Genomic DNA, 21,491 nt, shown 5'->3' with positions numbered 1-21,491 from the left:
AACAAGCGTCATAGCTATAACTGCGAATGGCCCGTAAAACGTACAGGCCATCGGCTATTTAAATACTTTATTTTGTTACGGACTATAAATACAATGCCCATTTTTTATAAAGATCGCTACAGATCTTCATTACATCGCCCTGTGGCTGCGTCGCAAAGGGTTGGTCTGCAGCAGTTTTATCCGTCCACTGCCATTCAAACTTAACGCGCAGCTTGTCAAATTCTTTCATATCCGGCGGTGTTCCGGCATTCAAGGTTTTTCGCAGGTAGTTAAAAAATAACTCCCAGCGCGGTTTGTAATAGGTTTTTATCAACCCGGCCCAATCCTTTGCTGCATAATCGGTATTTACGTTGGCCTCGCCGCCCCAGGTGGTGATCAATACGCGGGCGTCCTTTTCGTAAAAGTTCTTTTCAGCAGTTGTGTTGCCAAAGGCGCGGGCTTGCCCTATCCAGTTTCCTAATAACAGATCCTGCTGGGTTGAGGCAACCAGGTCCACATCATCGCACAGCGAAGTGAATAGTTTGGTGAATTTTTCAAATGACCGGGTATCCTTTGCATAGTAGGCTTTGCCGATACTGTCGCGAATTGCGGATGCAAGGTTAACAAGTACCTGTTTTTCAACCAATGCCAAATCTCTGCGGTAATTGGGCGATGCTTTTGAAGCGGAGTCAGCAACAAAAAATGATGGCAGGATATTGCTCAATGCGCTGTAATCGTAATTGCTTAATGAGGAGTAATCACCGTGCCCTTTCAGCATCGGCTCGGACTGAACGATATTTCCTAATCCAACGCCTGATACCTGTGCGTTATATACTACGGGCAAAAGCTTTAACCAGGCCGATTGCGCAACCACGTCATGACGGCCGCTGCGGCTGTCGGCATATTGTTTCATCCAATCGTTTACGTTTGCAGCATTGGCATTCCAGGCGTAATCAAACAGCCATTCAAACATAAACTGGTTAACCCCGAAACCTTCAAGCGTGGTACCAATGCCATCCATTTGCCGGTGGTTAGGATCTTTTTCGGCAGCGGGCAACAGTTTGGCCACCTTTAACAGCGGGGCCGCCAGTTGGGTATTGCCACCAAAATTGCCCAGGTAACACCAAATATAGGGGGCATTAAAAAAGGCATCGGTTGCGCGCCAAACTTCGGTTTGCTCGCAAAAATAGTCCAGCAACAGCATTTTATTCGGCGGCACGGCCTTTATCATGGCTTCCAGGCGCGGGTTGGTCCAGTGTTTACGGTCGTAATAAAAAGTCCAGCCCATTTGTACCCAAACGGCATTCGGGTCAATGGCTTTCATGCCGCTGTATATGGTTTTTGCCACACTGGCCAGGTAGGCGGGTTCCCAGCTGGGCGGGTTCATCTCGTTGAATGGATCGGCACCGTAATAGTGATTAGTGCCCAGTAATTTTTCCTGTTCGCCGAGGTAAAGTTTCTGAATTTTAACAAACAGGGGATCCATCGGATCGAGGAAAAAAGCATCGTTCTCCGTCCCGGTGTCATATGAGCCAAGGTCGGTAACTTTCATTTTTGGGAACTTTTTTACCAGGTCTTTGGGTACATGGCCGGCAAATGCGGGCAAAATAGGTTTCATGCCCAGGCTTCTTTCCCTTTGCAGGATTTGCTTTTGCAGGGTAAACTGGCCATCAATAAAACTTTGCGGCAGGGGGCCGAGCCACCTGTCCAGGTTGCCCATGCGCTGCCACGGCAAATGCGCCGGGCCGGTAAAAAACGCGCGGCTCTGCTCGTCGGTCATTCCGAATTTTTTCCATACCCGCTGCCAGATGTATTCCTGCCCGGTAATAGCCAGCGGCATGTTGATGCCGTTAAGTGCCATCCAGTCAATTAAATGTTCCCAATCACGCCATTGCCACCAAAGGGTAGTATAGCCAAATGTGCAATAGTTTAGAAAAAAACGTTTATCAAAACGGCAGGCCTGCCCGGCAGGCTGGTCAATTACCGGTAACTGCGCCGGTACGTTAATTACGTCATTGGCATACCAGCTTACCGAGATGTGGCAATAGGTTTTAAGGTAATAGTTAAGCCCTTTGGCCATTGACAGTGCGTTGGTGCCTTCAATAACTATTTTATCTCCCTGGCTTTGCACATAAAAGCTATCGCGGCTGGCTTTAACAGGAATAGTTTTTAATATAAAATAAGATGATTTACCGGGAAGAATGCGGCTGATGATTCCTTTAACTTCAGTATTATTGACGCTGTCGGCCACTGGGGCTGATTTTGCTTTGAGCAGATTTAAGCTTGTTAATGAAAGTAGTGTGATTAAAAAGAGTTTTGCTGCTTGTGTGACGTGGCTCATTATTTAAATTAATTTCTGTAAACATAATGAACAATATTTCAGCACAAAAAAAAATGGTGACTGCTGCTAAAAGCAGGCAAAAAGTGGGCATAAAAGGATAAAATCCGGTTAAATACAGGATGCCCCGGCAGGAATTTTATTTATTGCTGATACACAACGTTAAGCTAAAACTTTTTAATGTGTTATGTACTTATAACACTATGGAATTAAGCACACAAATTGCCTGGTTGTTTTTACTGGCTATTCCCATTGCATGCATAGCATGGACGGTTACCCACGAGGAGGTTTTCCGCGAGCCGCGGGATTATTGTGTAAGCCGTTGCCACACAGGCAAAACCATTGCCGAACGAAAGTTTTTTTACCTTTTTACCTGCGAGTATTGTTTTAGCCATTACGTTACCCTTGCTATGCTGCTGCTTACCAATTACAAATTATTAATGACCGATTGGCGCGGCTATCTTATTGCCGGCTTTGCGCTGGTATTTGTGGCTAATATTTATATGAGCCTTTTTGCGCTGGTTCGCATCGATTTGAAAAAAGTGCGTTTGGAAACTGAGATTGAGGAAAAAAAGAAATAGGGCGACGTTAAACACTCCGCCCTATTTTGATTCTTATTTTAGCTGATCAATTACATTACCAGCTGCTCAAACAACCTGTTCAGCGTGGCTAAAGCGTCTTCGCTTATGCCGGGGTGTACTTTTGAGGTTTGCAAAACAGTGCTGCGGGTGGCGGTGAGCCAGCGAAAGCGCGATGCCTGATCCAATTGGCCAATTGGCCCTGCATCTTTGCCGCCATGGCAAATGCGTTCAAATGAGCACAAGTGTTTTTTTAATTCTTCAAGATCCAAACCGGGATGGCAAGCCTTCAGGCGCGCCTCATCCAGCAGGTATTTTGTTTGCAGGAATTTTTGTTTGGCGCAAAATAAGATCACCCCGATATTTAAAAATTCTTCCCGTTCTACCCTTGGTACCACGCGGATAACGGCATATTCAAATAACTGCTTCTGCTGCATTTTGGGCTCCTTTTACAAAAAAATCTGAATGTGCTATACGGGTTATTAAAAAATGGGCGTACGCATCGCGGTAATGCTGCGGTGTTTCAAAAGCCAGTTCGCCGGTGAGCCATTCGTCAGGTACCAGGTTAACTATATCACGGATCACTTCGTCTGTTAATATGGTGCGGAATTCGGCGTCAACCTCATCCAGCAGAGTTGCGCGCTGTAACAATACATGGTCTTTGATCTGTAAAAAAGGTTTTTTTGCAGCTTCTTCCCAGTTTTGCCAGGAATGGTGAAAATATAGTGCGGCGCCGTGGTCAATTAGCCAGAGCTCTTTATGCCACATCAGCATATTGGTATTGCGCGGGGTACGGTCAACGTTGGTTAGCAGGCAATCCAGCCAAACTATTTTTGAGGCAAGTTTATGATCAATGTTAACTACCGAAGCATCAAAAGTTATAGCGCCCGACAGGTAATGCAGCGCCAGGTTAAGGCCAACACTGGCTTTTAACAAGTCCTGGATCTCTTCGTCAGGTTCGGTACGGCCAAAAGCCTCGTCAAGGTTGGCAAAAACAATTTCAGGTACTTTTAATCCGCAGGCACGTGCAATTTCGCCGCCAATCAGCTCAGCTATCAGTGCCCTGGCGCCTTGCCCGGCGCCCCTAAACTTTAGTACATATAAAAAGCCGTCGTCAGCCTCGGCTATTGCGGGTAACGAACCTCCTTCGCGCAGGGGTGTAACGTAGCGCTGCACATTTACTGTACGCAACCGGGGTTTACTGTAATTCATAAAATAATGGTTTCATTAATGCCCTTATGGCCGGCGGTAAATTTACAGGAATAAAGAACGTAATCAAACTGCGGGGTTTGTGCAGAACTATAAATATTAATTAAAATTAAAGTATTGATTAACATTTGGTAAGTTTACCGGAAAGAAAATAAACACTGCTGTGTGACACGGTTGTACGTAATACAGGTATGAAAAGGATTATGATACCAGCTGTCGTACAACTTTTATGTTTATTTTTCGTAAAATCGACTTTAAAAAAAAAGTGATTTTTGCTGTGATGTTGCGGCAGATTTAAAATTACGTTTATAGTACATTTCTACACTATCTATTAATGAAGATTATTTTTGGATGCTTATTGGCAGCGTTCCTGGCCGTACTGTTTAATAATGTGCACGCGCAGGCAGTACTTTCAACCATACATGGGAAGGTGCTGAATGAACAGCATACCCCCGCCGAAGCCTCCACTGTGATTTTGTTAAAAGCCCGTGATTCGTCTATTGTAAGTTCAACCGTTACCGGCAAAAACGGAAAGTTCAGGTTTGAAGATGTGGTTGCTGATGATTACCTGCTGCTGGCAACTGCTGTTGGTTACGTTAAAACATATTCAGGCCCTTACCGGATTGACAATAACGAAAACCACGGCATAGGTGAAATAAACTTACAACAGGCAACCAACCAGCTAAAAGAGGTAACCATTTTAAGCAGCAGGCCCCAAATTGAAGTAAGACCGGGAAAAATAACGTTAAATATCCCCAATAGTTTAACAGCCGAGGGCAATTCTGCCTTTGAGATATTGCGGCAAGCGCCCGGGGTACGGGTTGATAACAGCAACAACATCAGCATAATTGGGCGGCAAAGCGCTTTGATTACGATTGATGGCAAAACAACCAACCTTACAGGTGAAGACCTGGTTGCTTACCTGCGCAGCATCCAGTCGAACATGATTGAAAAAATTGAACTGATAACCAGCGGGTCGGCCAAATACGATGCATCGAGCGGGGGTATAGTGAACATTGTCTTAAAAAAGGGTAATAATATAGGCTCCAATGGTACTATTTCTGCCACTGCCGGTTATGGAAAATACTACAAAAGCAATATAGGCGTCAGGTTTAACGACCGTATGGATAAGTTGAACCTGTTTGGGAGCTATAATTTTACGACCGATAAGACCTTTCATAATTTTGTAACCGACCGGATCATTGATTTCAATAATTTGATCAGTAATTATCATGTGGATTATAAGGGCATTCAAACCAGTGAGAATAATACGTTTAGCGCAGGCGCTGATTACACGGTTGCCCCAAACCATACTATTGGTTTTTTAATTAACGGGTTTGCCCGGCAGGATGATTTTGCAAAAGATAATAAGCTGAACATCAGCAACGGAGGGGTGCTGGATTCCATCATCACCGCTGAATCAAAGCTTGGGCGGCATATTAAGAAGATAAATTATAACCTAAATTATAACGGCAAGCTTAACAAGGCAGGCAGCACGCTGTCGGCCGATATCAATTACACCACTTTTAACCGCAGTTCGTCTGAGTATATTACCAATGATTTTTACAGGGCCGACTGGAGCCCTTACCGGGATGCCGTTTTGCTTGAAAACCTTTCGCCATCAGCAATCAGGATCTGGCTTTCGAAGATTGATTTTAGCACCCCGCTTTCAAAAAACTCAACTTTTGAGGCCGGTATTAAATACAGCCATGCTTCCAGCAATAATGATTTGATTTTTGGGCCGCAGGTAAACGGGCAATATGTGCCTGACGCTGATTTGAGCAATCATTTTTTTTATACCGAAGTTGTGGATGCAGGTTATGTGAACTATCAAAATAAGTTTAACAAGTTTTATATTACCATGGGCTTACGCGGCGAACAAACCGTTGCTAACGGCAACTCGGTAACTATGGATACCAAAATAGACCGCAGTTATTTCGATTTATTCCCGCAGGCGCAGTTTACTTATAAAAGGGACAGCAAAAACGAGTTTTCGTTGAGTTATAACCGCGGTATTACCAGGCCGGCCTACGAAGAAATTAACCCCTTTTTATACTATGTTGATCCGTACGATTACAGGGCGGGCAATCCAAACTTAATGCCGCAGTATTCCAATTTAATTGAGCTGTCGCACACGTACAACAAAACCATTATAACAAGTTTATATACGTCTATAATAAGTAACGCATACGACTTTGGGTTTTACGAACAAAACGATGCCACCAAGGTTAACGTAAAAACACAAATCAATTTTGGAAAAATCTACAATTATGGCATCAAGTTTTCGGCGCCGTTAACAGTTAATAACTGGTGGGAAGCTTATTTTCACGCTGATGCATCCTATCAGCGGTATGTGGCTTACCCGCAAAACGGCAACCTGAATAAGGGTACGCAGGATATTATTTTGAACACCATTCAAAGCTTTAAAATAAGCAAAACCCTATCGGCCGTGGTTTCGGGCGAATATGAATCGGCAAACTTTTACGGGATCAATCAAAACAAGCCACGTTACCGTGTTGATGCCGGTTTGGGTGAGCAAATGTTTAATAATCGCGGTAGTTTAAGGTTAAATGTGTCTGATATATTTAATACCCTGCGCGACAGGAGCAGCGTGAACTATCAAAATCTTAACTTAACGGTAACCGATAAACTGGAGAGCCGGATTGCGCGGCTTACCTTTACTTACCGGTTCGGAAAAACTTCGGTAAAAACCATTACCACGCACCGTACAGGTAACGAAGAAGAGCAAAAAAGGATAAGCCTTGGCGGCGGTAACTAAACAGAAACGCATCATTACCCCGCGTGCCCGCTTAGCATGCTGGTAAAAATAATAGCCAGCACAACCATGCTGATGCCCACATACAGGTAGTCTTTTTCCAGTACAAAGCCCAGGGTTGAAAATACTACCCTTAGTATAGGCGTGGCAATTAATAAAATTATTCCCAATTGAATGATGGCCTGTCCCTTTAGCTGAAAGGAGGCATGCAGCAAACTCCCGGTATTTTGAAGAAAAGGAGGGATGCCCTTAAAAACCTTATAGTTTGGGATAGAATGCCCGTGACGGTACAAAAACAAGATTCCGCCAAAAAAAACGATCCCCATAGATATGATCATACCGGTACGCAGCACCTTACCTATAAGCGATTGTATGTCTGTGTCTTTAAATTTCATTAGTTTGTAGTTAGCCGTTCATAGTTGATGGCAGCTGCATTTGTTTATTTATCCAGGCTGATGTTTGCCTTTTGTTTTTCTATTTACTATCAACCCAATTAAATATTCCCTGTAATTCCGTTATAAATCATTTGTCCCGCTAAAAAGGATACCACAATGGCAAATACCCACCTGAGCCAGCCTGATGATTTGGTATGTACCAGTATTTTTGAGCCGGTAAAAGCGCCAAACAATACCCCTATAACAACCGGCATAACCAGGCCCGGGCTAATATAGCCGCGTTGCAAATACACTACCGCACTTGCCGATGCGGTAACGCCTATCATAAAATTGCTGGTAGTGGTTGACACCTTAAAAGGGATGCGCATAATGGTATCCATTGCGATAACTTTTAATGCACCCGAGCCAATGCCCAGCAGCCCCGAAATAACGCCTGCAAATGCCATCATAACAAAACCGCCGCCCACGTTACGTACACTATATTCAACCGGGCCGGCAGCAGTGGGGTAACTGCTGTTAAGTTTTAGTTTAGCAGCCAGGTAGCTTTTTTCAGTGATAATTTGCTCCGCCTTTTTGCGCAGAGAAAGTATTGCGGAAAAAAGTAAGATAACGCCAAATAATATAGCAATATATTGAGTTGGGATATAAACCGCCAGCATGGCACCGCACATGGCACCGGCAGTAGTGGCTATCTCTAAAAACATGCCGAGCCGCATATTGGTGATGCCTTCCTTTACATAGGCAGCCGCCGAACCTGACGAAGTTGCAATAACCGATACCAGCGACGCACCAATGGCATAATGGATATCAACCTTGAGCAATAAAGTAAGTAGCGGGATAATTACCACACCGCCCCCCAGGCCGGTTAACGATCCCAGCAAGCCTGCAAAATAGGAGCCAATAAGTATAATAACAGTAAAAATAATTACCGACATAGGCACAAAAAATAGGATGCTGCTAAAGTAATAATAACTTTTTTTAAGCGCTTACTTTAATGTTTGTCTATAGATTTAGTGGAGGTGTAAGTAGCATGCTGTGCCCTGCTCACCACCAAATAAAATTACAATATAGTAGCACGCCGCAGCCCTGCAACTATTGCGCATTGTGTACATTTGCTGCTGAATATATGAGTTACCCAAGTTTAAAAGCCTGTGTTGCCGATCTTGAAAAACATGGTCGGTTGATCCGTATTAAAGAAGAGGTTGACCCTTACCTGCAAATGGCCGCCATTCATTTGCGTGTATTTGAAAATGAAGGCCCGGCTATCCTTTTTGAAAACATAAAAGGCAGCAAGTTCCCGGCGGTATCCAACCTTTTCGGGACGCTTGAAAGATCTGAATTTATTTTCAGGGATACCCTGGATAAGATCAAAACTTTGGTCGATCTGAAATCTGATCCGCTGAAGGCCATAAAAAATCCTTTTAAATACGCTAATGTAGCGCTTACGGCATTATCGGCGCTGCCCATGAAAACCGGCAGCCGCGCGCCTGTAAACTTTGCCAAATGCAAAATAAGTGACATCCCGCAGATAGTAAACTGGCCGAATGACGGCGGCCCGTTTGTAACCATGCCGCAGGTTTACACTGAAGACGCCGATAAGCCGGGCATTATGAATGCCAACCTGGGCATGTACCGCATCCAGCTGGCCGGTAATGATTATATATTGAATGAAGAAATTGGGCTGCACTACCAGTTGCACAGGGGGATAGGTGTACATCAAACCAAAGCAAACGCGAAAGGCCAGCCATTAAAGGTGAGCATATTTGTGGGCGGCCCGCCATCGCACCCGGTTGCGGCGGTAATGCCATTACCCGAAGGTTTGTCAGAAATGACTTTTGCCGGTGCGCTTGGCAACCGCCGTTTTCGCTATTTTTACGATGAAGAAGGTTTCTGTATTTCGGCGGATGCTGATTTTGTGATAACCGGAACCGTGATGCCTCACGATAATAAACCCGAGGGCCCATTTGGCGATCATTTGGGATATTACAGTTTAAAGCACCCTTTCCCGCTGTTAAAAGTACATAACGTTTATCACCGCAAGGATGCCATTTGGTCGTTTACGGTTGTTGGGCGTCCGCCGCAGGAAGATACCAGTTTTGGTGCCCTGATCCATGAGATCACCGGCTCGGCTATCCCGAAGGAAATTCCGGGTTTGCATGCGGTAAACGCAGTTGATGCTGCGGGTGTGCATCCTTTACTGTTTGCCATTGGCAGCGAGCGTTACACCCCTTACAGCGATAACGAAAGGCGTCCGCAGGAGATCCTCACCATTGCTAACCACATCTTAGGCAAGGGGCAGCTGAGCCTGGCTAAATACCTGTTTATTGCCGCCCGGGAAGATGATCCTCAATTAAATGTTAATGATATCGGCGGCTTCTTAAAACACATCCTGCAAAGGATAGACCTTACCCGCGACCTTCACTTTTATACCAACACCACCATTGATACCCTTGATTACAGCGGCAGCGGACTAAACTCAGGCAGTAAGGTGGCCATTGCCGCAGCAGGGCCGGTAAAAAGAGAACTTTGGAACGAACTGCCTGCGAACTTTGATTTGCCGCGGCCTTTTGAAAAATACAAAATGGTAATGCCCGGCGTGCTGGCTGTTGAGGTGCCTAAAAATATCCGCACCAGCGATATGCCTTTGATGCTGGAGATACTGGATGAACATTTGCAGGATGCCGAACTAAGCGGCCTGCCGCTGATGGTATTTTGTGACGATGCCGGGTTTACGGCACAAAGCATCAATAATTTTGTATGGGTAACCTTTACACGCAGCAACCCATCGCACGATATTTATGGCATTAAAAGCTTTACCGAACATAAGCATTGGGGCTGCAACGGCCCGCTGATTATTGATGCCCGCATTAAGCCACACCATGCCCCCGTGCTGGAAAAAGACCCGGCGGCTGAAAAGCTGGTGGATAAGATGGGCGAAAAGGGCGGCGCACTGCACGGAATTATTTAAAGACCAGTGATTTGTTTAATAACGGGAATGAAAAATTTTATAAAGAATACAGTTATAGTTTGTTTGTTAATGAGTGTTTTCGCCTGCAAAAAGCCGCAGGATATTCCTCATTATACCGTATCAAAAGTTTTTAAAACAGATACGGCCACTACGGTAAATGTGCACATTGCCAACCGTTTTACCAGCGCCCAGCTGCTGCTGATTGCCGGTAAGGTGAAAAAGGACAGTGCGCAGATCCAGAACTTAAACATCAGTTTCCTGCTGCCCGGCAATACCGAGACCAGCGCCGGCGAAAATAGCTATTACGCAGCAGCCAAATTTATAAATGCAAACCAGGTAGCCAGCTACGATACCTTGAAGGATGATAACGGCAACACCGTGCGCCTTAAAATATTTGGCATGAACCAGCAACAGGCTAAACACCTGTTATCGCTGCAAAGCAAAGAGATTGCTAACAAAAACATATTGGGGCGTTTTATTGACGATTACAACCATACGGTTATTATCCCCTTTAACGATCCGCTTGATCAAAAAAAAGAGATCTATATTATTGAGCTTGATTCAGCAGCGAGAGTAGTATCGGCCACGGTACCTGTAATAGTTAAAGAAGGAAACCTTGAAAAATGGCTGGTTACCCAGCACGGTGATTATATGACGGTGAAGGATAGTGTGCTTACCCAATATGCCGCAGATGGGTTGGGTGTGCCCTTTAACAGCATAAAAGCGGGGATTTGATCTGACTCTTTTCCATAAGCGGTAAAGAGCAGGGGATATTTTTTTACAACCATTACCTTAAATGCCCCCGGATGCTTTATTGAGGAACTTTACAAAATTGGCCAGTTCGTTTTTTGTTTTTGTTCCGGGGTTTAGCGCGGCAATCCGTGCGGCAACTTCGCGGCCCTGGTCTATTTGCTGCCTGCTCCATACTTTGGCGGTGGTGCGGTTTAAATAATACAGCCCATTGATAACGCCGTTTGATGACATGGTTTTTATGTTGTCGGGATTGTAAAGGTTTAACACCAGCGTTATGGCAACAGGTGAGGATGCATAGTTTTTCTCCAGTTCGCCCACGGCGCTGGTTCTGTCGGGTACGCTCAGGGTATCTATTTTTGAAACCAGCGCTACGATGGTACCATTGCCAATAGTAGTCAATCCATTTTTACCCAGGTTTTGCAGCACCTTATCGGTTGAGGTTTGCAGGCCCGCAAACAGCTTTGTTGATTCGGCATCCGTTAGGGCGAGGGTAATTAAGCTGCCGGCAAATTTGCTTTTTCTTTTATCCGTGTCGGTGAGGTCCTGGTAAAGGCTGAAAACCCACTTGTAACGCTCTACTTTCTCGCGCGATTCCTCAATGGTGGTCGACCGCTCTTTAAGCTTATCTTCCAGCCCGTCAATTTTAGCTTTGTTGTAGGCCGTGTAAATGGTTAATGCCACTGTAATTATAGAGGTGATAATGCCGAGCCATACCGAGATATTGCCCGTAAGTGGTGGCTTATTGCTTTGCTGGGTGGCCGTTGCGGGAGCTTCGTTTTCTGCCGGCATAATTGAATTTAAGGTAACAGGTTGTAAATAAGTAGCTTATTTATCGTAAATTTAATAGTTTACTTTAAGGTTTACAAACATTAAATAAAAATCAACCCGGCACCGGCAGTGCAAACATTGGAGCTTACCAGCATCAAAAGAACTGCTTCTCACTAATTCGCCAAAAGTTAAATTGTGTTAAAGAAAGGCCTTAAAATGAGCCCTGAGGCAGGTTTAGATTATATTTATCACGGCTATTGCGGCAATGGTCGGCACTGTTGGTGTGGTTGCAGCTGTTTGCTTACCCTTTTTTAATTGACGTTTTTTTAACTATGCTGAAACGATTAAAGCCGGCGGTGATAATTGAGTTTTTTATACACCTGCTTTTTTGGGCTTTTATTACCATTACGCCCATCATTTCAAGGCCTTACCCGGCCAGTGCGCGGCACCCTTTTTTTGAGCCACAGCATTTTGTGGTGCTCAACCTGGTGCTGGCCATCCAGTTTTATTTAAATGCCTTTGTGCTCATCCCGGTGGTGCTCAATAAAAATAAAAATATAGGCTTGTACTTTGGTTTGTTGCTGCTGTCGTTCACGCTGCTCGACCTGGTGATCATTTATACCCGCCCGCATTTCCCTTTGCCACCGCAATTTGCCGGTGCCCCGCACCGGCCACCCTTTGATTTTAACCTTTTTCCGCTGGCTGCCATTACCGCTGCCAGTTTCGCTTACCGGTACCTGGCCGATCAGTTTAAAATCATTAACAACAAACGCGATATTACCAACGCTGCGCTGGTGTCTGAACTGGCTTTTTTACGGTCGCAGATCAGCCCGCATTTTATATTTAACGTAATAAACGGGGTGGTGGCCTTGTCGCGTTTAAACCCTTCGGCGGTAGAGCCTACGCTGATTCAGCTTTCAAAGCTAATGCGGTATATGCTGTATATAACTGATGAAGAAAAAGTTACCCTGCTGCAAAAGGAAGACTACCTGCGCAGCTATATTGAGCTGCAGCAATTTCGCTTCCGAGATGTGGTAAGGCTCAATGCTGAATTTGCTATTGCCGATCCGCAGCAAACCATTGAACCCATGCTGCTGATCCCTTTTGTGGAGAACGCTTTTAAACACGGCACCGGCGATGTTCAGCAGCCCGTGATAGACCTGACACTGCGGACAACTAAAGAAAGCTTAAGCTTTATGGTTAGTAACAGCTATAACCCCGCCGAAGAAAATAAAGATGAAAGCCATGGAATTGGCCTGAACAATGTTAAAAGAAGGCTGGAGCTGCTGTATCCCGGCAAGCATAGCCTTATTATCGATAAAACTACAAATACGTATAAAGTAACCTTAAAACTTCAATTTAAATGATGCGATGCCTGCTGATAGATGATGAACCCCTCGCGCTTGACCTGCTTGAAGATAACCTGAAGTATGTAAACTACATACAGGTGGTGGGCCGCTGCCGCACAGCCGGCGAGGCGATGATTATGCTGCAGGAAGAAGAGATAGACCTGTTGTTTTGCGACATCCATATGCCGGGCCTTAACGGCTTGCAGCTGGTGAAAAGCCTGGTTCAAAAACCCATGATTGTGTTTGTTACCGCGTATGAAAAGTTTGCCATTGAAGGCTTTGAGCTGGATGTGATAGATTACCTGGTGAAGCCGGTGCCGCTGGAGCGCTTTTTAAAAGCATGCAACAAGGTAAATATGCTGTTTGAACTGCGTAAACGGTCGGCAGATGATGCACAGCTGCGCAAGGACCATTTCTTTTTATATGCCGATTATAACCTGGTAAAGATCAGCTTTAAGGATATTGAATACGTGGAGGGGCTGAAGGATTATGTAAAGATTAACCTGGCTAACCAGCCCAAGCCGCTGATATCACGCACCAGCATCAAAACGCTGGAACTGCAGCTGCCGGCAAGCCATTTTTACCGCATCCACCGGTCGTACCTTATCAATGTGGACTATGTAATGCACATCAGGCGGGGCAAAATTAAAACCGCCAATGCCGAGCTGCCTTTAAGCGATAAATACCGCGACATGATCCACAAAATGACGAGCCGGGAGCTGGAACAATAAAGGCACATCTGCGGGTTTCATCTGCACTTTATAACAGCTCATCTCATTTATTTTCGGGAGCGGGCGGTATGCTGCACTTTCGGTTGACTGAAATCAATCCGAATGAAGAAACTGATACTGCTATTGATGATCCTGGGGTTTAGTTCATTGGTTTATGCCCAGCAAACGCAAAAGATCCTTAAGAAAAACCGCATTAGTAAATTTTTTACCTGCCCGCTGGATATGTTCCTGGATACGCTGGCTGCGGACTACCATTTAAATATTGTTTTTGAACGCGACTCGCTGCACAAGATGGATATAGTGGAGCACTTTTTTGATGAGTCGCTGCAGGACGCCATATCCCAGGTGTGCAGCAAAAATTCGCTGCATTACTGGATAGAAGCAGGCGGTGCCATTTACATCCTTCAAAATACGGACGACCTGGACCGGCTGCGGAAATTAAACAGGCTGAACAATATGGCATCGGGCGCTATCCAGGCGGTACAGCTGCCTGCGCCCAAGGCCCCGCCGGCGCACTTTATGTTCAGCATCAGCGGCCGCGTGATCAACCAGGAAACGGGCGAGCCCCTGCCATCGGCCACGGTGAGGGTAAGAAATACCGACATTACTGCAACCAGCCGGAACGACGGTAACTTCATCCTGTTCAATGTGCCTTCAGACACCTGCGTGGTAGAAGCCTCCTATTCGGGGTTTCAGCCAGACCGGGTGCGGCTGGATGCCAAAAAGATAAAGGAAGAGGTATTGTTGGGCCTGCTACCGGCATTGAACACGCTTAACGAGGTTACCATTACCGGCAAAAAAAGTGGTGTTATGAACACCGACGTTAAAAAAGTAGGAGTGCTGCAACTCTCGCCGGCAAACCTTGATAAGCTGCCGAGCCTGGGCGAAAAAGATGTGCTGCGCGCCTTCCAGCTGATGCCGGGGGTAAGCGGTACCAATGAATCCTCATCAGGCGCTTACGTAAGGGGCGGCACACCCGACCAGAACCTGGTGGTTTTTGATGGCTTTACCATTTACCAGGTTGACCACCTGTATGGCTTTTTCAGCGCCTTTAACAGCAATGCAGTTAAGGATGTGCAGTTGTATAAGGGCGGCTTTTCATCGCGTTATGGCGGGCGGCTCTCCAGCGTTACCGAGATCAATGGCAAGGACGGCAACAAGAATGAAAGCAGCTTTGGGGTTGATTTGAGCCTGTTAAGCTTAAATGCCTTTGCCGAAATACCTGTTAACGACAAATCAACGTTAGTACTTGCCATCAGGCGGTCATACCAGGGCCCTTTATATGATAAGATCTTTAATCAGTTTAATACCTCGGCTGTTAGCAGCGGCGGCCCCCCCGGTGGTGGTGGTGGCGGGCCTGGCCGGGGCGGCTTCGGAGCGGAACAAACTACCCCCGCATCGCACTTTTATGATGCCGACATCCGCTATACGTATCATATAGACAAAGAGAACGTATTAACCTGGAGCTTTTACAATGGCAACGATAAAACCGATAACAGCAGGGCGCTGCAAATTCCATCATCACTGAGTTCCAGCACCGGCGGTATCAACATTACCGATTACACCAAATACGGCAATACCGGCACCAGCGTTAAATGGTTCCATAAGCTTAATAAAAAGGTTTACTCAAACACCTACCTTACTTATTCATCGTACTTTAACGACCGCAACCGTACCACCTCGGGCACCACTACCGACAGTAACGGCGATTCCCAAAGCTTCAGCAACGGAACGGTAGAGCAAAATAATTTAAAGGACGCGGGCGTAAAATCTGAATGGGCCTGGGAAATGAGCGACAGGCTGAAGCTTGAATTTGGCGGCTTTGCCACGCATCAGCAAACACAATACAACTACACGCAAAACGATACCGACAAGCTGGTAAACCAGCACAACAATGCCTTTTTGGGCGGCGGCTATGCCGAACTTGGGTATGACCCCACCAGCAAACTGCATTTACAGCCCGGTTTGCGTACCACTTACTATGGCCCAACCGGTAAAGTGTACCTGGAACCCCGCCTTTCGGCCAGTTACGTGCTTAGTGAAAATTATACACTTAAGGCGGCTACCGGACAGTTTAACCAGTTTATAAACCAGGTAACCCGCGAGGATATTTTAAACGGGAACCGCAATTTTTGGGTGCTGTCAAACAATACCAGCATCCCCGTGGGCAGTGCCAGGCATTACATGGCCGGGGTAAGCTATGAAAACGATTTGTTTTTGATAGATGTGGAGGGGTACTACAAAACTTTATCGGGCCTTACCCAATATACGGTTAGGCAAACCGGGTTTTCGCCGGGGTCATCGGCAACAATGGTGCAGGATTTTTATAACGGCACCGGGCGGGCAAAGGGCGTTGAACTGCTGATCCAGAAAAAAATGGGCCGCTACACCGGCTGGCTGAGCTATACACTGGGCAGCGCCGAAAACAAGTACGCCGTATTTGGCAACAACTATTATGCAGCCGACCAGGATGTGCGGCATGAATTTAAGATCATTAACATGTACCACTACTACCGCTGGAATTTCTCGGCAGTATGGCTCTTCAGCACCGGGCACCCTTATACGGCACCGCTCTCGTCGTATACCATATCATCGCTTGACGGCGGTACCACCACCGCCTTCAATGTGGGGGCAAAAAATGCCAGCCGCCTGCCCGATTACCACCGGCTTGACCTTTCGGCAACGTACGACCTGATCAAGATCAGCGGGAACAAGATCGGCAGCATAGGCCTTTCACTTTTTAACGTTTACAATCATACCAATATCTGGTACAAAGAATACCAGCTGCAAAACTACCAGGCAATTACCACTGATGTAAGTTACCTGGGCTTTACCCCAAACATTACGCTAAGCTTAAGATGGAAATAAAGAGATACAAACTAAAAGCCATGCTGCTGGGCAGCCTGCTGGCCGTTACCCTGTATGCCTGCAAAAAGGAAAACGTAACCACCGCGAGCGTTAATTTACCGGTAGTGGAAGCTTACCTGATGGCCGGCAAACCCATTACCATAAAGGTTTATCAGCAAAAAGATATATCCGATACCGCCAAATACGGGGCGGGCATAAAGGGACTTCAGCTTTCAATAGCCGATGGCAGTAAAACGGTGGTGCTTACCGAAACTAAAGCCGGTACCTACGTTTATGCCGATTCGACCTTTTTAACTGCGGGCAAAACTTACAGCTTAAAGTTTAGCTATTTAACTTACGCGGTATCGGCAACAACGGTTATGCCTGCAAAGCCGCAAAACTTTGCCACACGGGTTTCCACCATTACCATTGACGGCCTTACGGGCAGAAACAGCGCCACTGATACCCTAAACCGGTTTACGTGGACCAACCCCGACTCGTTAAACCACGTGCTGCTGTTTAATAACCTGGATGGTATTGACTTCCCCACGGGCAGCTTTGGCAACCGGTCGGCTAATTTTATAATGAATACGGAAAGGGCCGCAGCCTTTGAGGTTACCCAGCGGCCATTTAGCTATTATGGCCATTACGACGTGGTATTGCTGCGGGTAAATAAGGAATATATTGACCTGCTTACCAGTAACAGCGCTAATTCCACATCGCAAAGCCTGGCCAGCCAGCCTACCAACGTACTTAACGGGTTCGGTATATTTACCGCCATGCAGGCAGATACACTGAAATTTAACGTGTTTTAAAACGGCGGCTACTTTTTGCGGGTGGCGGCAAGCAATTCATTTTGGCGGATGCGCTCCAAAATAATTTTGGTGATGAGCGGCTCCGGAAGCGCATCAGCGGGGCTAAAGTGAATAGTGGTACCTGATACCTTACAGCCTTTAAGCTCGTCTTTCATGCTTTTTACCAGCTTGGGGCTCATGGTGTACAGGCTGCAAAAATCTTTGGTAACGCCAATGCCCACCAGCATATAATGGTGCTTAAAGCAGTGCACCTGGTAACTAAAGGTTTCTTCGGCATAGGGGGCGATGGAGAGCACCAGGTTGCGCAGGGCGATGAGGCAGGGTTTAAAACTGTCTTGCTGCTTGTTGAGGTACGAATTAAATAGCGCCAGCCCATCCATATTTTTAATATTAAGCCCGGGATATTATCAAATTTAACCTATTGCCATTGTTAAAACCAATAGCAATTTATTTTTTTTTCAGCAGCTGCCTTACGTCGGCTTCGGTGCCGGTAAAGGGGCCCGGATGTTCCATTTTAAGGCTGGCCATTGCGGCTGCAAATTCGCCCGCCGCCTGGATGCCTTCCCCTTTAATGCGGCTGTACAGGTATCCAGCCATGTAAGTATCGCCGCAACCGGTAGCGTCAACAATTACCTTAGGGCGATAGGCCGGGATGGTATAAATCTCGCCGCCGCTTAAAATGAACGATCCGCCGCTGCCATTGGTAACCACCACTTCAGCCACGCCCCATTCTGCCAGCAGCCGGGCACCATTTTTAGGGTCGTTAAGGCCGGTGAGGGCCTGCAATTCGGCAACGTCGGCTTTTACGGTATGGGCATATTGCAGGGCTTCCTTTTTTTGGGGCCAGTCAACCGCGCGCACTTTCTGGTTCACCACTTCGCGCAGATAGCCCTGCACGTCAATGCTCACCCTGCTTTTTGAAGCCAGGGTTTTGATCAGGTTTAAATCAATATCATCGGCCAGCAGCGGCCCCAGGTGAAATACCTTTGCGGCTACGTTTTCAAGCTGTTCCACCCCGAACGGGTCGGCTTTTTCCAACACATTCTGGGTGCGCTCGTCCTGGTTTTCGGCATAAATATTTTCAAAATACACGGTATGGGCACTGGGCTGCACCTTAACTTCGATGCCTTTGGCACGCAGATCGGCCACGTAATGGATCTCGGCAGGGGCCAGGGCGGTAACCAGCAGGTAATTGATTGGCAGCTGGCTTACCGCGCACGAAAAATAAAAAGCGGTGCCGCCGGGCATGTGCATGGTGGAAGTGGTGGTTACCACCTTGTCGGAAGTGATGTGGCCTATACAGCAAAGATCAATCATAGGGCGTGTTTGTAATTTGGCAAGATAATAATTTTTGCCAGATGTGCATAGGGGAGGTGATAAGGTCAGTGATGCGGGACGCCGATATACCTGTCCTGCGTTTATACCCCATTCCGCCCGCCTGTCCAAGCATTTTGCTTGGATACCAAAAATTTAAGCGTCCCGCTTAAATTAAAAACCATTGCTATTTTTAAAATAAAAGCCCATATTTATTTCATGTCACGCAATGCCTCAACCGACGAGCTTTATTTTGCAACCTTTACCGTAGTAGACTGGATAGACGTTTTAACGAGGCGGGAGTACAGCGATTTTATTATTGAAAATCTTCAGTATTGTCAGCAACATAAAAACCTGAACGTCTATGCCTATGTGATCATTACAAACCACATACACCTTGTGGCAAATGTCAGGGATGGCTCGTTAGGAGAAGTTTTAGGACGTTTTAAATCATATACTTCTAAAAAGCTTTTTGAACTGATCGCCAATAATGCAGGTGAAAGCAGGCGGGAATGGATGATTAAAGCGTTTGAACACGCCGGCAAGTATAATCCGCTAAATGAAAATCATCAATTTTGGCAGAATGGGAATTACCCGGTATTACTCTATTCGCCGGCGGTTATCGATCAGAAGATCGATTACATTCATGAGAATCCGGTAAAAGCGGGATTTGTAGGTGCAGCACATGACTACTGGTATAGCAGTTCTAATCCGGAAAGCCCGTTGAAGATTATTTATTAATTTGAATTTAAGCGGGACGCTTAAATTATTGTCATTCAAGCAAAATGCTTGAACGGGCGGAATAACGGCGGAATATTACAGTCTATGCATTCTTTCTTTTTGTGGCGATTAATAATTAATTTAAGCCGATGAAAGTTTTGCACCTATTAACCTATTTTATCAATAGCATTTTTATAAAAAGTCTGTTTATAAGCATTCTATCGATAATGCTTGTTGGTAATGTTTTAAAAACAGATAATACCAATGCTTTTAAAATTATAAAAGGGCTCATTTTGGTTTATGCCGGATTGAATATTAGTTATTACTTTATAGCCTACTTTTCGCCTGCCACAAACGTTAGTTTTTTGGGAAGAGCTACGGACTACTACGGTTTCGTCTATTATATAATGCTTGTGCCCAACACGCTCTTTCCTTTATTGTTGTTGTTCAAAAAGCTGGGGCGTAATAAGTACGTGTTGTTGACCCTCTCGTTTTTAATGAATCTTGGTTGGGTAATTGAGTTTTTTATTATTGATATTACAGCCTTGCAAAGAGATTATATGGCTACCCAACTTTCGTTAAACTTTTTGTGGTTAATTTTACTACAGGGTTTGTTCATAGGCTCCGTTATATATGCTATTGGACGTGCCGTTAAACCTAAAATGCTTAAAACAGATACTCCTACATCTTGATATAGACCAAACCTGGCAGGTATTGCAGGCCACCCGCCTGTCCAAGCATTTTGCTTGGATACCAAAAAATTTAAGCGTCCCGCTTAAATTAAAAACCATTGCTATTTTTTAAATAAAAGCCCATATTTATTTCATGTCACGCAATGCCTCAACCGACGAGCTTTATTCTGCAACCTTTACCGTAGTAGACTGGATAGACGTATTCACGAGGCGGGAGTACAGCGATTTTATTATTGAAAACCTTCAATATTCTCAGCAACATAAAAATATGAACATCTATGCCTATGTAATCATGACAAACCACATACACCTTGTAGCCAATGTGACGGATGGCTCGTTAGGAGAAGTTTTGGGACGTTTTAAATCATATACTTCTAAAAAGCTTTTTGAACTGATCGCCAATAATGCAGGTGAAAGCAGGCGGGAATGGATGATTAAAGCGTTTGAACACGCCGGCAAGTATAACCCGCTAAATGAAAATCATCAATTTTGGCAGAATGGGAATTACCCGGTATTACTCTATTCGCCGGCGGTTATTGATCAGAAGATCGATTACATTCATGAGAATCCGGTAAGGGCAGGATTTGTAGGTGCAGCACATGACTACTGGTATAGCAGTGCTAATCCGGAAAGCCCGTTGAAGATTATTTATTAATTTGAATTTAAGCGGGACGCTTAAATTATTGGCATTCAAGCAAAATGCTTGAACGGGCGGATGCGGCAAGATAAATCCAACCGCGGCAGTTTACTCACCCTGATGAATCCAAATGTATTTCTTGCCGTTCCAGCAGATCACAGCTACCGGATCTGGCGCTATATTCTCCAGCATCAGTAACTCTATACCTGGTCTTTTTAACTTTACGGTTCGGCTTCCAGTGATATTGTCATCTTTATCGAAAGTTGTTTCGTAAACAACTTTATCCCGGTAAAGCTTCCACTTCTTTAGCCAATTTAAAAAGTTGTCAGATCCATTACCGAAATTGGTTCCCGCTCCAAAAACGAACCATTCACCCGTGTTGCCATGAATGAGCAGGATGCCGCCTTTATGGGTTTTGTTTTCTGTTACAGGTACAGCTATGTCAATTACACCGTCTCCGTTAAAGTCAGCTTGCAGAAAGCCTGGTTTAAGGTAAGGTTTGATTTCATACCGATCATTCAGGTGATGCTTTTTAAATGATTCCAGAAACCATTGAGGCATCGTGCTTGCTTGTGCGTGCGAAAAAACAGACGTAATTAGCAGTACTGTTGTGACAATGTAT

20 protein-coding genes are annotated in these 21,491 nt (G+C 45.5%); 11 read left to right on the top strand and 9 right to left on the bottom strand.

The window, feature by feature from the left end; all coding sequences use genetic code 11:
- Positions 1 to 82 precede the first annotated feature (82 nt).
- On the bottom strand, positions 83 to 2,320 hold the full coding sequence (locus MuYL_RS18555) for an alpha-N-acetylglucosaminidase (protein ID WP_094571975.1): 2,238 nt from the start codon (positions 2,318 to 2,320) through the stop codon (positions 83 to 85).
- 200 nt (positions 2,321 to 2,520) lie between these two features.
- Here MuYL_RS18555 and MuYL_RS18550 point away from each other — a divergent pair, with 200 nt between their 5' ends.
- Positions 2,521 to 2,898 carry a hypothetical protein gene (locus MuYL_RS18550; RefSeq protein ID WP_094573027.1) on the top strand — a complete coding sequence of 126 codons (378 nt, stop codon included), beginning with the start codon at positions 2,521 to 2,523 and terminating at the stop codon, positions 2,896 to 2,898.
- A 50-nt stretch (positions 2,899 to 2,948) separates the two neighbouring features.
- Here the strand turns inward: MuYL_RS18550 and MuYL_RS18545 are convergent, their stop codons facing one another.
- On the bottom strand, positions 2,949 to 3,332 hold the full coding sequence (locus MuYL_RS18545) for a DUF3037 domain-containing protein (RefSeq protein WP_094571974.1): 384 nt from the start codon (positions 3,330 to 3,332) through the stop codon (positions 2,949 to 2,951).
- Positions 3,310 to 4,107, bottom strand: a complete 798-nt coding sequence (locus MuYL_RS18540; RefSeq protein WP_094571973.1) for a HipA family kinase — start codon at positions 4,105 to 4,107, stop codon at positions 3,310 to 3,312. Before MuYL_RS18540 ends, MuYL_RS18545 begins: the two co-directional genes overlap by 23 nt.
- Positions 4,108 to 4,438: 331 nt before the next feature.
- On the opposite strand from MuYL_RS18540, the gene MuYL_RS18535 reads away from it, so the two are divergent.
- A complete protein-coding gene (locus MuYL_RS18535; RefSeq protein WP_094571972.1) occupies positions 4,439 to 6,883 on the top strand; it encodes an outer membrane beta-barrel protein in 2,445 nt (814 codons plus the stop codon).
- Between the two features lie 14 nt (positions 6,884 to 6,897).
- Here MuYL_RS18535 and MuYL_RS18530 read toward each other — a convergent pair whose 3' ends face one another.
- A complete protein-coding gene (locus MuYL_RS18530) occupies positions 6,898 to 7,275 on the bottom strand; it encodes a DUF1634 domain-containing protein (RefSeq protein ID WP_094571971.1) in 378 nt (125 codons plus the stop codon).
- 98 nt (positions 7,276 to 7,373) lie between these two features.
- Complete coding sequence (locus MuYL_RS18525) at positions 7,374 to 8,210, bottom strand: sulfite exporter TauE/SafE family protein (protein WP_094571970.1); 837 nt, start codon at positions 8,208 to 8,210, stop codon at positions 7,374 to 7,376.
- Between the two features lie 191 nt (positions 8,211 to 8,401).
- Between MuYL_RS18525 and MuYL_RS18520 the strand changes: the two genes are divergently transcribed.
- Positions 8,402 to 10,243: a UbiD family decarboxylase gene (locus tag MuYL_RS18520; RefSeq protein WP_094571969.1), complete on the top strand. Its 1,842-nt coding sequence runs from the start codon at positions 8,402 to 8,404 to the stop codon at positions 10,241 to 10,243.
- A 27-nt stretch (positions 10,244 to 10,270) separates the two neighbouring features.
- A complete protein-coding gene (locus MuYL_RS18515) occupies positions 10,271 to 10,978 on the top strand; it encodes a hypothetical protein (protein WP_094571968.1) in 708 nt (235 codons plus the stop codon).
- Between the two features lie 57 nt (positions 10,979 to 11,035).
- On the opposite strand, the gene MuYL_RS18510 is transcribed toward MuYL_RS18515, so the two are convergent.
- Complete coding sequence (locus MuYL_RS18510; RefSeq protein WP_094571967.1) at positions 11,036 to 11,785, bottom strand: hypothetical protein; 750 nt, start codon at positions 11,783 to 11,785, stop codon at positions 11,036 to 11,038.
- 311 nt (positions 11,786 to 12,096) lie between these two features.
- Between MuYL_RS18510 and MuYL_RS18505 the strand changes: the two genes are divergently transcribed.
- From MuYL_RS18505 to MuYL_RS18490, 4 genes are all read left to right on the top strand, one after another.
- Complete coding sequence (locus MuYL_RS18505) at positions 12,097 to 13,131, top strand: sensor histidine kinase (protein WP_157740962.1); 1,035 nt, start codon at positions 12,097 to 12,099, stop codon at positions 13,129 to 13,131.
- Positions 13,128 to 13,844 carry a LytR/AlgR family response regulator transcription factor gene (locus MuYL_RS18500; RefSeq protein WP_245845613.1) on the top strand — a complete coding sequence of 239 codons (717 nt, stop codon included), beginning with the start codon at positions 13,128 to 13,130 and terminating at the stop codon, positions 13,842 to 13,844. Before MuYL_RS18505 ends, MuYL_RS18500 begins: the two co-directional genes overlap by 4 nt.
- A gap of 102 nt (positions 13,845 to 13,946) precedes the next feature.
- Positions 13,947 to 16,712, top strand: coding sequence for a TonB-dependent receptor (locus MuYL_RS18495; protein ID WP_094571964.1), 2,766 nt, complete (start codon positions 13,947 to 13,949; stop codon positions 16,710 to 16,712).
- Positions 16,703 to 17,506 (top strand): DUF4249 family protein, encoded by an 804-nt coding sequence (locus tag MuYL_RS18490; RefSeq protein WP_094571963.1) that lies wholly within the window; start codon positions 16,703 to 16,705, stop codon positions 17,504 to 17,506. The genes MuYL_RS18495 and MuYL_RS18490 overlap by 10 nt, the downstream gene beginning before the upstream one ends.
- Before the next feature lie 8 nt (positions 17,507 to 17,514).
- Here MuYL_RS18490 and MuYL_RS18485 read toward each other — a convergent pair whose 3' ends face one another.
- Positions 17,515 to 17,886 (bottom strand): iron chaperone, encoded by a 372-nt coding sequence (locus tag MuYL_RS18485; RefSeq protein ID WP_094571962.1) that lies wholly within the window; start codon positions 17,884 to 17,886, stop codon positions 17,515 to 17,517.
- Positions 17,887 to 17,953: 67 nt separating this feature from the next.
- Positions 17,954 to 18,823 (bottom strand): PfkB family carbohydrate kinase, encoded by an 870-nt coding sequence (locus MuYL_RS18480; protein ID WP_094571961.1) that lies wholly within the window; start codon positions 18,821 to 18,823, stop codon positions 17,954 to 17,956.
- Positions 18,824 to 19,039: 216 nt separating this feature from the next.
- Here MuYL_RS18480 and MuYL_RS18475 point away from each other — a divergent pair, with 216 nt between their 5' ends.
- The 3 genes from MuYL_RS18475 (at position 19,040) to MuYL_RS18465 (ending at position 20,887) form a co-directional block, all read left to right on the top strand.
- Positions 19,040 to 19,561 carry an REP-associated tyrosine transposase gene (locus tag MuYL_RS18475; RefSeq protein WP_094573026.1) on the top strand — a complete coding sequence of 174 codons (522 nt, stop codon included), beginning with the start codon at positions 19,040 to 19,042 and terminating at the stop codon, positions 19,559 to 19,561.
- A 128-nt stretch (positions 19,562 to 19,689) separates the two neighbouring features.
- On the top strand, positions 19,690 to 20,232 hold the full coding sequence (locus tag MuYL_RS18470) for a hypothetical protein (RefSeq protein WP_094571960.1): 543 nt from the start codon (positions 19,690 to 19,692) through the stop codon (positions 20,230 to 20,232).
- A 133-nt stretch (positions 20,233 to 20,365) separates the two neighbouring features.
- Positions 20,366 to 20,887, top strand: a complete 522-nt coding sequence (locus MuYL_RS18465) for an REP-associated tyrosine transposase (RefSeq protein WP_094571959.1) — start codon at positions 20,366 to 20,368, stop codon at positions 20,885 to 20,887.
- 90 nt (positions 20,888 to 20,977) lie between these two features.
- On the opposite strand, the gene MuYL_RS18460 is transcribed toward MuYL_RS18465, so the two are convergent.
- A complete protein-coding gene (locus MuYL_RS18460) occupies positions 20,978 to 21,430 on the bottom strand; it encodes a hypothetical protein (protein ID WP_094571958.1) in 453 nt (150 codons plus the stop codon).
- Positions 21,431 to 21,491 lie beyond the last annotated feature (61 nt).

Source organism: Mucilaginibacter xinganensis, from assembly GCF_002257585.1.
GTDB lineage: Bacteria > Bacteroidota > Bacteroidia > Sphingobacteriales > Sphingobacteriaceae > Mucilaginibacter > Mucilaginibacter xinganensis.
The sequence above is the reverse complement of the archived record's forward strand: the minus strand, read 5'-3'. Positions and strand labels throughout refer to the sequence as shown.